Source organism: Mucilaginibacter sp. P4_A11 (genome assembly GCF_056402535.1).
The window spans coordinates 173,840-187,829 of sequence record NZ_JBFUHE010000011.1 but is presented as its reverse complement, the minus strand read 5'-3'; the positions used below and the strand labels follow the sequence as shown (position 1 = coordinate 187,829).

Sequence of the window (13,990 nt, the reverse complement as noted above, 5' to 3'; positions counted from 1 at the left end):
ATGACTGACGATATTTTAAAACTGAAAGTTGAACGTATAAAATGGGAAACTCCTGATACCGCTACATTTTATTTAAATAGTGTTGAAGGTAATCGCAGCCCATATATAGCCGGTCAATTTATTACCCTGATATTTAATCACCGGCAGGACGAGATCAGGCGCTCGTATTCGTTAAGCTCGTCGCCCGATGAACCTTATTTGGCTATAACCGTTAAGCGGATTACCAATGGTGAGATTTCCCGATTTATGCTCACCAAAATAAAGGAGGGCAATGTGCTGAATGCTTTGGCACCAGCTGGCCTGTTTACAATCAGTGACCCTCAGCCGGGAAAAGATATTTTTTTATTTGCGGCTGGTAGCGGTATTACCCCCATGTTTTCTCAACTGAAATATGTGCTTAAAAGGGAAGGTAAAAGCCGGCTGATACTCATTTATAGCAGTCAAAATGCTGCTTCTATTTTATTTAAGGATGAGTTGGATAAATTAGCCGTTGAGCATCCCGAAAGGCTAACTATTATTCACTTGCTGAGCAGTGAAGCAAACCGGCTCAATACCGATAAAGTGGAAAAGCTGGTGAAGCAACATGCTCGTTTTAATTTGACAGCTGCAGAGTTTTACCTCTGCGGGCCATTTGCTTATATGCGCATGATCCGGTTCGACCTGGTTTATATGGGGATTGAAACAATCAAAATTCGCCGTGAAAATTTTGTGCTTGAAACAGTTGCCGTAACAAGTGGCTATACCAGTTTTCCGCCCAAAAACATTAAAATAAAATACAGGGGAGAGCTGCATGATATTGTGGTAGGAGAAAACCAATCCATATTACAGGCGGCTTTGCAAAATAATATTCCTTTACCTTATAGCTGCCGCGGCGGCGTATGCTCAACCTGCATGATGAAGTGTACGGGCGGTAAAGTTGAAATGGTGAAGAACGATGTACTTACTGATGCCGACCTTGCGCAAGGGTGGATCCTAACTTGTACCGGGCATCCGCTGGATGATGCGGTAGTGGTTGAACTGTGATTAAAAAACGTCGTTGCGAGGTACGAAGCAATCCCCAATAAGCAGAGTAGCTAGCCCTGTAAAGTAGGGGATTGCTTCGTGCCTCGCAATGACGGGCGGTAAGTGAGTACTTATTACTTAGCAGGTAAATGTTGCCTTACCGTCCGCCTGTGTACAACCGTTTTCACTTTTTTCGATTTAGACTTTTTGCGTTTGCCGAGCCAAACTATGAAGCCGGTTATTGGCAGGCTGGCACAAATGAGGCTCACTAAAAAAGCAATGACCTTGCCTGGAAGGCCCAGGATCTGGCCTACATGAATATCATAATTCATTTCATTCATCTTCATGCCGGCGCTTTTTTGCCCATGAGCGGTACGGTTCAGGAGTTTGCCTGTGTATTTATCAAAGGTGTAACTGTCGCTTTCGTAGTAGTGGAGGGCCTCCGCATAAGCGGTTACACCTATTGCTCCTGCTTTTGCGGCATCATCGTAAATCAGAAACATTTCGGCTTTTGGCGAAGCTGCTTTTGCTGCCAGGAAGGTTTTGTTAATAACCTGGGTAGTATCCATTTTTCCATGCAATAACGAGTCGGATTTTAAAACTACCTTTTCTTCGGGGTGTGCTTTACCGAGGTTGGCGGTAGTGTAAATTCCTTCACGCATCCAATCGAAAGCAATGGAAAGACCGGTTATGGCCAAAATAATGGCGATACTGGTTGCATAAAAACCCAGTACATTATGCAAATCGTAATTCACCCTGCGCCAGCGGCCATTCCACTTAATGGTGAAGCTGCGTTTGCGGTCGCTTTTGCGTTTGGGCCACCAGAGCACGATACCGGTGATCATCAGCACCACAAAAATAATTACTGAAATACCTACCACCATGCCACCTATATTGGCTGGCAGCAATAAATACAGGTGGATATATTCAACAATGATGAAGAAATTTGTAGTAGGGCTTTCTGTATGGGTGATTTTGCCAGTGTAAGGGTTCATGTAAATGTATAACAGTCCTTTTTTAGGATCGGTTACCAGTACCCCAGCCGGGCGATCGACGCCATAATAATAAATATAACTGGCAGTTGCTCCTTTATATCCTTTAAGGGCTTCAGCTTTTAATACTGATGGCGCTATATATGGTTTGCTTTGTACCTCAACTTTACGGTAGCTGTATATGGCATCCTGGATCTCGTCCTGGAAACAAAAGATACAACCTGTGATACTCACTATAAACACCACAAGCCCGGATATAAATCCGAGCCAGCGATGTATGAATAGTAATGTTTTTTTAAATGACGTCATTCATTAAAATTTATAGCCGATGCTTAAACGTACGTTTGTTGGTGCTTCGGCCTGCCAGCTGTAAATAGTTTTGCCATCGGTACTTACACCCTCATGGCCACCTGAATAAAGATATGCGTTAAGTACGTTGTTTACATTTAACGCAAAACTCATCTTTTTGATCTGGTATGATGCACCTGCATCTAAACGGAAATAGTTTGGCAGATCGGAGGTGCCTGTACCAAGGCTCCATGGTAAACGGTCAAGCTGCCACTGGTAACCGGTTGAAAAGCCTAAACCTTTCAGACTGCCCTGCTGCAAACGGTAAGTTAACCAGGCATTGGTAACATGCTTTGCAAAGCCTGGAACGGGGTTGCCAACATTTGTTGGGTCGGTATCTTTAGAGATCTTCGAATCGGTATAAGCATAGTTAACCATCAGGCTCAGGCCGGTTATGATCTCGCCACGGGCGTCAAATTCAATGCCTTTAGTTTTAGTTTGACCTAACTGCAGTACATAATTTGCTGCCGATTCCCCATGCTTATCAGGGTCAGTTACCAACTGGTTGTTTTTCAAGATCTGGTAGGCAGATAACGTGGTGTTCCATTTACCGCCAAACCAATCGCGTTTTAAACCAAGTTCCATGTTATTACCGGTAATAGGCTTGACTTTTTCTCCGCCGAATATTCTGCCTGTTTGCGGTACAAATGATTGGTCATATACGGCATAAGCGCTTGTGTTAGGGTCGATGCTATAGCTTAGGCCAACACGGGGCGTAAATTTTCTGTCGTTAGTATTACCGGCATAAGGATCGGTAGTGGTGGCATGAGTATACCTGGCAGCAATGGTTAAACGTAGTTTCTGATCAAAGAAACCTAACTCATCCTGTGCATAAAACGATTGATATTTTTCGGTAGATACAGAGCCTGCACCGCGCACACTAAGCGGGGTTGACCTGTCAAACGTAGGCAAAGTAACAGGGCCGTTGTTTGGATGATGAATATTGAAAAGTTTAGTTGAATCGGGATCAAGCGAACCTGATTGAAGATAGTCAGGGATATAATATTTATCGCCAATATCAACACCGCCTAACAAACGGTGAACAACTTTACCGGTATTGAATTCGCCATTTAAAAATGCCTGGGCAAATTTGTTTTTGTTAACAGCATCCCATAGACCAAGGTTACGGTCAACATCTCCATTGGAGTTGATGCTGTTTATCCAATAGCTGTATGCGGTTTGTTTGTAGTAAAAGTATGCTCCCTGCGCGGTAACTTTCCATTTGCTGTTAAAAGCATGTTCATAGGTCAAGAATGCACTTTGATCCTGTATACCTGATGATGGTGAGTTTGAAGGCGCGTTGGTGAAATTGCGCGGAAGTGTAGCGTAACCATCGGTAGAGAACAGGTAGGCCGTACCAAATGCATTCATGCGCTGGTACTGGTAAGTATACTCGGCAGTGAGGGTGTTTTTGCTGTCGAATTTATAGCGTAGCACAGGGGCAATAGCCGTTCTGTTAGTGAAATCATAAGGCCGCCATGATTTTGACATTTGTCCCATTAAGTTAAGACGGTATTGTAGTTTGCCATCTTTGGTAAGTACGCCGTCAAAATCGGCCGTGGCGCGGTAGCTGTTAAAGCTGCCTGCTGTGAAATTGAATGCCTGGCTGGTTGTACCGGTAGGTTTTTTAGTAACAACGTTATAAAAACCTGATGGGTTACCATTAGCCAGCATGAAGGCAGCAGGACCTTTTACAAATTCAATACGGTCAACAAACGACATATCCTCGGTAAGCGGGCCCCAGGTTGCTTCTATATTCATACCGTTGCGGAATGGCGCCAGCCTGTCGCCACGGCCATTAACACGGGCGTAGTTGCCCCAGTGCTCCTGCATGGTTAAACCGCTCACGTTGCGTGATACGCCTTCAAGCATGTTAAAGATCTGCTGGTCTTTGATCTGATCTGAAGATACTACCTGGATGTTTTGTGCCACTTCAAGCAATGGCTCGTTTAACCTCAGGCTGGGTGATGGATCATCGATCTTATATTTTTGTTTACGGCCCGAAATTAAAACTTCACCAATCTGGTTGGCGTTTTCGCGCAGCATAAAGTTTACCGTAGCACGCTGTCCATCGGCCAGTTCAATTGCTTTTTCTTCGGGGGCTAAACCTACAAATGTTGCCTTAATGGTATAGCTGCCCGGTTTTACCTTGTTGAATGTAAATCTTCCGCTTTCGTTGGTAACGGTTGCCACAGATGTGCCGCCAGTACCTTTAAGGTTTACGGTAACACCGGGAACGGTTTGGCCGTCGGCAGTGGTAATGGTGCCGGTAATGGTGCCGGGTTTAACTTCTGCCAGCGCGGGTTTTATATTGAAGAGAAAAAAAACTGCCAGAAGTGAGAAGGAGAATAGTTTACGGAAGGAGTACAAGTATTGATTCATTTTATTTAGACTAAATATAAATAATTGCGCAAAAGTAATCAGGTAGGCGTTATGATGCAAATTATTTATAATAAATCTAAATAGCGTGGTTGTATTGTCTGTGAGTCAGTAAATTATAGGGTATGGATTAACTGTTTTCTAAATAGAAATCTTTAACCAAAGGAGAAAGGAAGGCTTAAGAAGTTTTTAAAACTTCTTAAGCCTGGCAGGGAGGAAACGCAAATACCTAAATATCCATCACTTCCTTTTTCTTTTTGCTTTTCATGCGCTTAGGTACAAACTCCAGGATCTCGGCTTTTAAGGCTTCGATCATACGGCGTTTTAAAAAGTTGCGTTGTATCACAATACTTACCTCGCGGGCTGGTTCGGGCGATTTAAAGTAGCGTACTTTATCCAGTTGTTTGTCACTCAATTCAGACAGGGCGAGTTCAGGTAATATGGTAGCTCCGTTATTTTGATCAACCATGCGTTTAAGGGTTTCAACGCTGCCGGTATTGTATTCAAAATGCTGAAATCCTTTGGTCGACTTACGTCGTTGGCAAATGTTCAATACCTGCTCACGCATACAATGGCCTTCATTCAGGATCCAGATCTCCTCCATATCTATATCATCGGGAACAATATTTTTCTTTTTTGAGAGCCTGCTGTTTTTGGATACATAGGCCACAAAGTTTTCATAAAATACCGGGATCTCGGTCAGGTTGCTTTCATGCAGCGGGGTAGATAGGATACCGCAATCAAGCATGCCCAGTTTTAGTTGTTGAATGATCTCTTCGGTAGTTTGTTCCCAAACAATAAGTTTTACCTGCGGATATTTTTCAATAAAACCATGAATGATCTTTGGCAAGATATAAGGTGAAACAGTAGGGATAATGCCCACCCGTAATTCGCCCGAAAGTTCTTTTTGCCTATCGGAAATGATCTCTTTGATCTTTTCACTTTCTGATAGCATTATCCTTGCCTGGGTAATTATTTCAATACCTATTTCTGTTGGTACTACAGGTTGTTTGCTGCGGTCAAAGATCTTTACACCAAGGGTGTCTTCCAGTTTTTGTACCTGCATGCTTAATGTTGGCTGGGTAACAAAACATTTCTCGGCTGCCAAAACAAAGCTGCGATAGGTATCAACAGCCACAATATACTCCAGTTGTGTAATAGTCATGTAATATAGATAAATGCTATGCGAAGATAATAATTATTGATTTTTTCTATTGAAATATTTTAGTGAGGTTTGAATTATCAAAACCAACTAATATGGAAACTAATAAAAAGAAATTAACTACAGCATCGGGCAAGCCATATGTGGAAGATGAGAACTCGATGACAGCCGGTCCCCGCGGGCCGATCCTGTTACAGGATTTCATTTTGCACGAAAAAATGGCCCACTTTAACCGCGAACGGATCCCTGAACGTGTGGTTCATGCTAAAGGCTCAGGTGCTTACGGTACTTTTACAGTTACACATGATATATCAAAATATACCCGTGCCAAGATCTTCAACACTATAGGTAAACAAACTAAATTGTTCCTTCGGTTTTCAACTGTTGGCGGCGAAAAAGGTTCGGCAGATACTGAACGCGACCCGCGCGGCTTTGCTATTAAATTTTATACAGAAGATGGCAATTGGGATTTGGTAGGCAACAATACCCCCGTATTTTTTATAAAAGACCCTAAAAAATTCGGCGATTTCATCCACACCCAAAAACGTGATCCATATACCAATTGTAAAAGCGCAACCATGATGTGGGACTTTTGGTCGCTTAATCCCGAAAGTTTGCACCAGGTTACTATTTTAATGAGCGACCGCGGTACGCCTTATGGTTATCGCCACATGGATGGTTTTGGTAGTCATACCTTCTCATTTATCAATGCCAAAAATGAGCGGTTTTGGATCAAGTTCCATTTCAAAACACAGCAGGGCATTAAGAACTTTACCGATGCCGAAGCAGCAGACATGCGTGGTAAAGCCCCTGATTTTGCACAGCATGACCTGTTAACTGCTATTGATAACGGCGATTTCCCAAAATGGGCGCTTAAAATACAGGTTATGCCCGAGGCTGATGCTAAAACATACCATATCAATCCTTTCGATTTAACTAAAGTATGGCCACATGCCGATTATCCATTGATTGATGTAGGTATACTGGAGCTGAATGAAAACCCTGATAATTATTTCGCACATGTGGAACAGGCGGCTTTTGCTCCTGCACATGTTATTGACGGCGTAGGCTATTCGCCTGATAAAATGCTGCAGGGCCGCATCCTTTCCTATCCTGATGCACACCGTTACCGCTTAGGTGGTAACTACGAGCAAATCCCGGTAAACAAATGCCCTTACCTGGTAAGCAATTATCAGCGCGATGGGCAGATGACTGTTAATGGAAATGGCGGTTCAAACCCCAACTATTTCCCTAACAGTTTTGATGACATTGAGGTTGACCAAAGCTATAAAGAGCCGGCCTGGGATTTTGGCAGCCCGGTAGGCGATTGGTATGACCGCAACGCCGAAGGTGAAAATGATCATTATAGCCAACCGGGCAACCTTTACCGCTTGATGGATGCCCAGCAAAAGAAAGACCTGATCGCTAATATCGTAAACTCGATGAGCGGTATTGAAGGGCCTAAAAAGGAGATGATCGTTAACCGTCAGCTTTGCCACTGGTTTAGGGCTGACATCAATTTAGGTATGGCTGTTGCCAAAGGCCTCGAGCTTGACTTGGCCGAAACCATGAAGCAAATGCCTCAAACTGTTTAACCCCCTACACTTTTAATAATTGAGGGCGGCCATTTGGCCGCCTTTTTTGTTTTGTGCAATAAGTTTTGTTGAAGTATTTGAGCAAGTCATAGCTAAAATACTTCAAGTAATTTTCGGATTATAGTTTTAATATTTTTATTCCGTCATCTCCCCCTCAAACAAATCTCCCAAATCCTTACTTTAGGAGATATGCTTCCTTTACTAATTGCCGAACAAATTCGCCAGGCTGATGCTCATACCATCGCCCATGAACCTGTTGCTTCCATTGATTTAATGGAACGCGCATCAAGAGCTTTTGTAGGTTGGTTTGCCAACCGTTTCCCCGATAAAAACGAACCGATAACCTTTTATTGCGGTACAGGTAATAATGGCGGCGATGGGCTTGCCATTGCGCGTATTTTATGTGATCATCATTATAATAAGCTTCACGTTGTAGTAGCCCGGTTTTCGGATAAAGCGTCGGATGATTTTAACCGCAATTTTGAAAGATTAAAACAAACTTGTGTAACCATAACTGAACTTTCAAAAGGTGACGGGATACCGATAGATAGCAGTCCAGTAATTATTGATGCCTTGCTTGGCAGTGGTTTAAACAAACCACTCTCCGGCGATTATGAGCGCCTGGTGAATTATATTAATGACCTTGAACGCACGGTTGTTGCTGTTGACGTGCCTACAGGTTTCTTTTCGGAAGGGGAAGTGCCCACAGATACCACCGCCATAAAGGCCGACTTGGTGATTACCTTTCAGCAGCCTAAGATCAATTTTTTGCTGCCCGAATCGGCACCTTATATCAATTGCTGGGAAGTGGTTAATATTGGCCTGAATGAAAAATTTATACAGTCGTTAAATTCAACATATCGGCTTGTTGAGGAAAGGGACATAAGACAACTACTGAAGCCAAGACATCGTTTTAGTAATAAAGGGACATACGGCCATGCACTGATCGTGGCCGGGCAGGCAAAAACTATGGGAGCCGCGTTATTAAGCTCATCTGCAGCGGCACACGCGGGTGCTGGGTTAACAACAGCTTGTATTCCTGAAAGTGGATTAACTGCACTTAACAGTTATCTGCCCGAAATTATGGCTATAGTGCGGAATGGCGATGAGCTGCCCGACATTGAATGGGAAAAGTTTAGTTCGATAGCTGTTGGGCCAGGTTTAGGTAAAGACGATGATGCTTTGCTATTGTTAAAAGCGATCATCAAAAACTACAAAAAGCCATTGGTTATTGATGCTGATGCGTTGAACCTGCTCGCCGAAAACCAGGAATTGTTAACACAGCTGCCTCCGGGAAGTATCTTAACCCCGCACATGAAAGAGTTCGACAGGCTTTTTGGAGAACATACCAACTGGTGGCAACGACTGCAAACCGCGCTAAAAAAAGCACAGGAACTAAATTTGTGTATTCTGCTGAAAAATGATTACACCATTATTGCCGCGCCGGGTGGCATCGCTTACTTTAATTCGTCAGGAAATGCCGCTATGGCAAGCGGGGGAATGGGCGATGTGCTTACGGGTGTTATCGCTGCTTTGCTTGGGCAAAAGTATCAACCGGAGCAAGCCTGCATTATTGGCGCCTATATCCATGGTAAGGCCGGAGATGAATTGGCGTTACCGAACCGTATGCATGTGGTTTTGCCTGGTAAGCTTATTACACAATTACCGGTTACGATGGCAAAATTAAAGGCATAAAAAAAACGGCCGCAAGTATCATACGCCCGTTTTAATTAACTATTAACTGATCTTATAAAGAACTAAATACTCAAATCTGGGAGTTAGGTTTTTTAGGTTGCTTTTTCTCGTTTATGTCCTAACTAATCATAAGACGCTTGTACGTTTCTATTAGTTACAAAAAAACTAATAATTGGTTTCGGTTTTTGTTAAAAAAAAGTTAAATTATTTATTTAGTGTAGTTTAGGTTTACACGAAATATAGGTAACTAACGCATAAAAAACAAAAAGCTTACATCTTTTTCGGAATAAATCTGAAAAAGATGTAAGCTTTTTAGTTTTTAGCACCTGTGGGATGCTTTTTATTGCTTTAGTATTTGCCGAGAACCACCATTTCTGACAGTGTTGGGCTTGAACTGCCGCCCCTTGGTTCAAGTGTTACGGCGAAAGCGTCTGCAGATGCTATTGCTTTCATGTTCTTAAATCCGCTTGAATCTGCTGTTGAATCAAATACACCCAGGTCAACCGGCTTACCACCTACCAATGCCCAAAGCTGGTACTGGTGAGTTTGATCATTTGCCGGAAGTTTAAGGCCTTCCATATCAATAACCACTTTTTGTTTGGATGGGCTAAAGGCCACGGTCATTATCGATTCTGGTGATTTGGCGGTACCTCTTAAGTGGATCAGTTTATATGATGTATCTCTTAAAAGGTTAAGTTCGCTATCTTTTGCACTAACGGTGTTGCTAAAATGCTGGTTTTGGGCCTGCATTGCGCTTAGCTGAGTATTTGTATCGTTAAGGCGGCTATAAAGATTATACAATGCCACTGCGCTTGCTAACAATAAAGCAAGGCATGCAGCAAATGCATATTTATAAAAATTGGTTTCTTTTTCTTTATCTGGCTGCATAACAACAACTTTTTCACGTTCTACGTGTGTTTGTGTTGGAAAGTTATTATCGTCGCCAAAATTGGTAAGCAGGCTGCCTAATATGCGGCTGCGTAAATGTTCGGATGGTTCAATGGCATTTTCTTCAGCATACAGTTCCATTGAGCGCTCAATTTCATCCAGCTCAGCCTTAATAGCCGGATGTTTTGAAGCCATCTCCTCAACCTGTAGCTTTTCGGCTGGGATAACATCCCCCAAAACGTAAAGCTCCAGTATCCCTGATTCTATATATGCTTTTAAATCTTCCACCTTCAATTAAAATGTTTTCTGAGTTCCAGTATAGCCATTCTTAACCGGGTTTTAATGGTGCCTAATGGAATGCCCAGTTCTTCGGCGGCTTCCACATGGGTATAACCTTTAAAATACACCAGCTCAACGATTAGCTTTTGTTCGGGCTTTAGTGTTTGCACTAAAGCCTTAACGCCCATTAACTCAGGTTTGTAAACTGTGTTTCTTTGCTCGTCAATGAAAGTTACGTTATTTTCTATCTCCTGGTTTTTGTTTTGATTCTTAAAATCTTTCGATCTGATCTTGTCTATCGCAAGGTTGCGTGCGATATTAACCATCCAGGTAAATAAACGGCCTTTTTCAGTACTGTAGCTTGAAAAGGAATGCCAGATTTTTACAAAAGTTTCCTGTAAAACATCTTCGGCTATAGCGGTGTCATTTATAATGCGTGATATTACCCCAAATAACGAGGCCGAATACATATCATATAGCGCTTCGACGGCAATTTTTTCCCGGTGCTGCAATGACAGCACCAGTTCTTCTTCCGACAGCGATATTTTTCGTTTTTTACTCAACTTGGTGAAGATATAAAGGAATTATCACATTTCAAACAAGTGTTTTTCTGCGTGGTAAGATGAGCGCACCAATGGCCCGCTTTCAACATACCTAAAGCCTTTTTGAAGGCCAAATTCCTTATAACGTGCAAACTGATCAGGATGGATCCAGTCTATCACCGGGTGGTGGTTGCGTGTAGGTTGTAAATATTGTCCCAGCGTAAGGATATGTACACCGGCCGCAAGCAGATCGTCCATAGCTTCCAGTACATCTTCTTCGGTTTCGCCCAAACCAAGCATAATACCCGATTTTGTACGTAAACCTGCTTCTGAAATATGTTTCAATGCTTCAAGACTGCGGTCATATTTGGCTTGTATCCGTACCTCTTTTGTAAGGCGCCTTACAGTTTCCAGGTTGTGTGAAACCACCTCGGGCCTGGTTTCCAAAACGCGGGCAAGGTTATCCCAGTTACCTTTAAAATCGGGTAGCAGGGTTTCTAAAGTAGTGTCGGGGCTTTCGCGGCGAATGGCATTGATCGTTTCGGCCCAGATAATGGAACCGCCATCTTTCAAATCGTCACGATCGACAGAGGTAATAACGCAATGTTTTACCTGCATAAGTTGTACAGAACTTGCTACGCGGTTAGGCTCATCAACATCAACAGCTAAAGGCCTGCCGGTTGCAACAGCACAAAAAGAGCACGAGCGGGTACAAATATTACCCAGGATCATGAAAGTAGCAGTACCGGCTCCCCAGCACTCGCCCATATTAGGGCAGTTACCACTTTCGCATATAGTGTGCAGCTTATGGGTATCAACCAGGCTGCGTACGTGGGCGTATTCTTTTCCTGTAGGAAGCTTAACCCTAAGCCAATCGGGCTTGCGTACAGGTTGGCTAACAGCAGGAACTACCGGTAATTCAATCATGTTACAAATGTAGTTAAAAACTAAATATTAGTTCATGGATGATGGTTCATAGTTCATAGCAACTACGGATTATTGCAAATTGATTAAGATTAATCTAAAACGAAATATCTATGAGCTAAAAAACTCATAAAACCATGAACTATGATCTATAAGATAAGAAATCTAATTCAGCACTTCTAAAGTTTCATCAACAGAAATACCGCTGTGGGATTGGTCAAGTATGCATTCGCCATCTTTGATAAGTAATAATTGTGGCGATTCATGATGAACCTGGAACAGTTGTGCAACCTGGTTTGACAGGTCGCGGTATTTGATCAGGTCTAAAAAGTAAAGGGATATGTTTTCGGGAAGGTTATCCCAGTCAAGCTCGAAGCGTCTTTTTGCCATCATACTGATGGAGCAACGTGTACTATGTTTAAATATAAGGCTATAGCCTTCTTGTTGTTTGATCGCCATAAGCTGATCGGCCGTCTCCAACGAAATCCAGTTCATATTTATTATATAGTTAAAATGCTATAACGTAATTATAACACAAAAACTGTGTAATGTGTTTAAGCAGGTTTAAAAATGACAATTATTTAACGACCTGTTTTAGGGTATGAACCGTAAGCCGGGCACAATTTATTTGAGCAGGATGATACTGTAGCAACTGCCACGGCTATAAGTGCTATGTAAACTAATTTTTTCATGTTGAGCTAAAATTAATTGCTTTAACGGGTTTTAACTGTTTAATGTTTCAGCAAGGGCCGCCATTTTGATAGCGGTGATAGCCGCTTCATCGCCTTTATTGCCATGTTTACCGCCTGCCCTGTCAATAGCCTGTTGCTGATTATCGGTAGTTAATACACCAAATATAACAGGTTTTGAGTATTTTATGGCAACATTGCTTACTCCGTTTGCTACTGCGTTACAAATAAAATCAAAATGCCTTGTTTCGCCCTGGATTACGCAGCCCAGGCAAATTACCGCATCAAGGTCGCCTTTTTTTAATAAAAGCTCTGCTCCTGATGTAAGCTCAAAGCTACCGGGCACCTGGTATGAAAAAATATTTTCGGCCAGTGCGCCATTACTAACCAGGCTTTGGTAGGCACCCTGGTAAAGTGCATTGGTAATTTCGGCATTCCATTCGGCCACAACTATACCGAAGCGGTATGGGGCTGCCGAAGGTATTTCGGTATTTGAAAAGTCGGAAAGGTTTTTAAGATGGGTAGCCATGATAATTTCGGATTTGGGAATTTCGATTTCGGATATTTTTTATTTCGAATTTCGGAGGTTCGATTTCGGATTTGTTAAGCGCTGTGATCGACGATTAAATCTGCTTATAAAAAAAATCGATTCCGGATTTAAAGGTATTTAACTACCTGATAAATCCGAAATCGAAATTCTCAAATCCGAAATAAATTATTGTTTCGCTTCGGCGCGGGCTATATATTCGTCGATATTTTGAGCCTCTGCGCTTTCGGGATATTCAGTTTTTACTCTTTTATAGGCTTCAACAGCATCTTTGTTGTTTTTCTGGGCCTCGTAAGTTAAACCTAACTTTTTAAGGTAAAGCGGTGATAAAAATTTATTCTTTGCTTTATCGGCAGCTTTGCTGAAATAGGTTTCGGCTTTTTCGTAATCTTTCAGTTCTACGTAAGCGTCGCCGGTGCTGCCAAAAGCTTCGGCTGCTACCATGTTATCGTCGCCGCGGTAGTTAGTCAGGTTGTCAATAGCTTTACGGTAATCACCTTTATTTAAATAGGCTGTACCCAGATAAAAGTAAGCAAGGTTAGCAGCTTTTGTGTTACTGTAATCGCTGATGATCTTTTCAAAACCAGGGAAGCCGGCATCGCCTTTAATAGCTTTATCCCAGTTTTTTTGCTGCCAAAAATCCTGCGCTTTATACATTTGGTTAGCAGCAGTTACTTCACGTGGACCTAAGTATAATTTAATGTAAATGAAATAGATTGCAATAAGGGCAATAATAGCCCCTACAATAAACAGTAAGCTTTTTTGGTTCTCGCGTACAAATTTGCCACTCTGACCAAAATTGTTTTCCGGTGCTGCAACTTTGGTGTTCGCCTGGGTTTTTGACATTGTTGTTCTAAAATTAAGTTTGCAAAAATACGGTTTTCAAATTTACTGGCAATACCTTTTGTATTAAATCTTTAAAGAAGGGTGAGTAGTTGATTGTGTTGA

The 13,990-nt window shown here is 42.3% G+C and carries 12 protein-coding genes; 3 read left to right on the top strand and 9 right to left on the bottom strand.

Annotation, left to right across the window (positions count from 1 at the left end; translation table 11 throughout):
- Positions 1 to 1,023 (top strand): 2Fe-2S iron-sulfur cluster-binding protein, encoded by a 1,023-nt coding sequence (locus AC1DUD_RS20975; RefSeq protein WP_477377957.1) that lies wholly within the window; start codon positions 1 to 3, stop codon positions 1,021 to 1,023.
- 113 nt (positions 1,024 to 1,136) lie between these two features.
- Here the strand turns inward: AC1DUD_RS20975 and AC1DUD_RS20970 are convergent, their stop codons facing one another.
- The 3 genes from AC1DUD_RS20970 to AC1DUD_RS20960 form a co-directional block, all read right to left on the bottom strand.
- Positions 1,137 to 2,303 (bottom strand): PepSY-associated TM helix domain-containing protein, encoded by a 1,167-nt coding sequence (locus AC1DUD_RS20970; RefSeq protein ID WP_477377954.1) that lies wholly within the window; start codon positions 2,301 to 2,303, stop codon positions 1,137 to 1,139.
- Positions 2,304 to 2,306: 3 nt separating this feature from the next.
- On the bottom strand, positions 2,307 to 4,724 hold the full coding sequence (locus tag AC1DUD_RS20965) for a TonB-dependent siderophore receptor (protein ID WP_477377952.1): 2,418 nt from the start codon (positions 4,722 to 4,724) through the stop codon (positions 2,307 to 2,309).
- 226 nt (positions 4,725 to 4,950) lie between these two features.
- Positions 4,951 to 5,886, bottom strand: a complete 936-nt coding sequence (locus AC1DUD_RS20960; protein WP_477377950.1) for a LysR substrate-binding domain-containing protein — start codon at positions 5,884 to 5,886, stop codon at positions 4,951 to 4,953.
- A gap of 92 nt (positions 5,887 to 5,978) precedes the next feature.
- On the opposite strand from AC1DUD_RS20960, the gene AC1DUD_RS20955 reads away from it, so the two are divergent.
- On the top strand, positions 5,979 to 7,478 hold the full coding sequence (locus AC1DUD_RS20955; protein ID WP_477377948.1) for a catalase: 1,500 nt from the start codon (positions 5,979 to 5,981) through the stop codon (positions 7,476 to 7,478).
- Positions 7,479 to 7,667: 189 nt separating this feature from the next.
- Complete coding sequence (locus AC1DUD_RS20950; protein ID WP_477377946.1) at positions 7,668 to 9,173, top strand: NAD(P)H-hydrate dehydratase; 1,506 nt, start codon at positions 7,668 to 7,670, stop codon at positions 9,171 to 9,173.
- Positions 9,174 to 9,521: 348 nt separating this feature from the next.
- Here AC1DUD_RS20950 and AC1DUD_RS20945 read toward each other — a convergent pair whose 3' ends face one another.
- The 6 genes from AC1DUD_RS20945 to AC1DUD_RS20920 all read right to left on the bottom strand — a co-directional run bounded on the left by AC1DUD_RS20945 (position 9,522) and on the right by AC1DUD_RS20920 (position 13,888).
- Complete coding sequence (locus AC1DUD_RS20945) at positions 9,522 to 10,349, bottom strand: anti-sigma factor (protein ID WP_477377944.1); 828 nt, start codon at positions 10,347 to 10,349, stop codon at positions 9,522 to 9,524.
- A gap of 2 nt (positions 10,350 to 10,351) precedes the next feature.
- Positions 10,352 to 10,903, bottom strand: coding sequence for an RNA polymerase sigma factor (locus AC1DUD_RS20940; RefSeq protein WP_477377942.1), 552 nt, complete (start codon positions 10,901 to 10,903; stop codon positions 10,352 to 10,354).
- Between the two features lie 24 nt (positions 10,904 to 10,927).
- Positions 10,928 to 11,809, bottom strand: a complete 882-nt coding sequence (gene lipA / locus AC1DUD_RS20935; RefSeq protein WP_477377940.1) for a lipoyl synthase — start codon at positions 11,807 to 11,809, stop codon at positions 10,928 to 10,930.
- 162 nt (positions 11,810 to 11,971) lie between these two features.
- Positions 11,972 to 12,301, bottom strand: coding sequence for a bacillithiol system redox-active protein YtxJ (gene ytxJ / locus AC1DUD_RS20930; protein ID WP_110586608.1), 330 nt, complete (start codon positions 12,299 to 12,301; stop codon positions 11,972 to 11,974).
- Between the two features lie 228 nt (positions 12,302 to 12,529).
- Positions 12,530 to 13,024, bottom strand: coding sequence for a 6,7-dimethyl-8-ribityllumazine synthase (ribH, locus tag AC1DUD_RS20925; protein ID WP_477377937.1), 495 nt, complete (start codon positions 13,022 to 13,024; stop codon positions 12,530 to 12,532).
- Positions 13,025 to 13,210: 186 nt separating this feature from the next.
- Positions 13,211 to 13,888, bottom strand: coding sequence for a tetratricopeptide repeat protein (locus tag AC1DUD_RS20920; RefSeq protein WP_477377935.1), 678 nt, complete (start codon positions 13,886 to 13,888; stop codon positions 13,211 to 13,213).
- Between the last annotated feature and the right edge of the window lie 102 nt (positions 13,889 to 13,990).

Bases quoted from the DNA above. Each gene is read 5' to 3' on its own strand.
- AC1DUD_RS20975 (WP_477377957.1), top strand. From the start codon at position 1: ATGACTGACGATATTTTAAAACTGAAAGTTGAACGTATAAAATGGGAA.
- AC1DUD_RS20970 (WP_477377954.1), bottom strand. From the start codon at position 2,303: ATGACGTCATTTAAAAAAACATTACTATTCATACATCGCTGGCTCGGA.
- AC1DUD_RS20965 (WP_477377952.1), bottom strand. From the start codon at position 4,724: ATGAATCAATACTTGTACTCCTTCCGTAAACTATTCTCCTTCTCACTT.
- AC1DUD_RS20960 (WP_477377950.1), bottom strand. From the start codon at position 5,886: ATGACTATTACACAACTGGAGTATATTGTGGCTGTTGATACCTATCGC.
- AC1DUD_RS20955 (WP_477377948.1), top strand. From the start codon at position 5,979: ATGGAAACTAATAAAAAGAAATTAACTACAGCATCGGGCAAGCCATAT.
- AC1DUD_RS20950 (WP_477377946.1), top strand. From the start codon at position 7,668: ATGCTTCCTTTACTAATTGCCGAACAAATTCGCCAGGCTGATGCTCAT.
- lipA (WP_477377940.1), bottom strand. From the start codon at position 11,809: ATGATTGAATTACCGGTAGTTCCTGCTGTTAGCCAACCTGTACGCAAG.
- ytxJ (WP_110586608.1), bottom strand. From the start codon at position 12,301: ATGAACTGGATTTCGTTGGAGACGGCCGATCAGCTTATGGCGATCAAA.
- ribH (WP_477377937.1), bottom strand. From the start codon at position 13,024: ATGGCTACCCATCTTAAAAACCTTTCCGACTTTTCAAATACCGAAATA.
- AC1DUD_RS20920 (WP_477377935.1), bottom strand. From the start codon at position 13,888: ATGTCAAAAACCCAGGCGAACACCAAAGTTGCAGCACCGGAAAACAAT.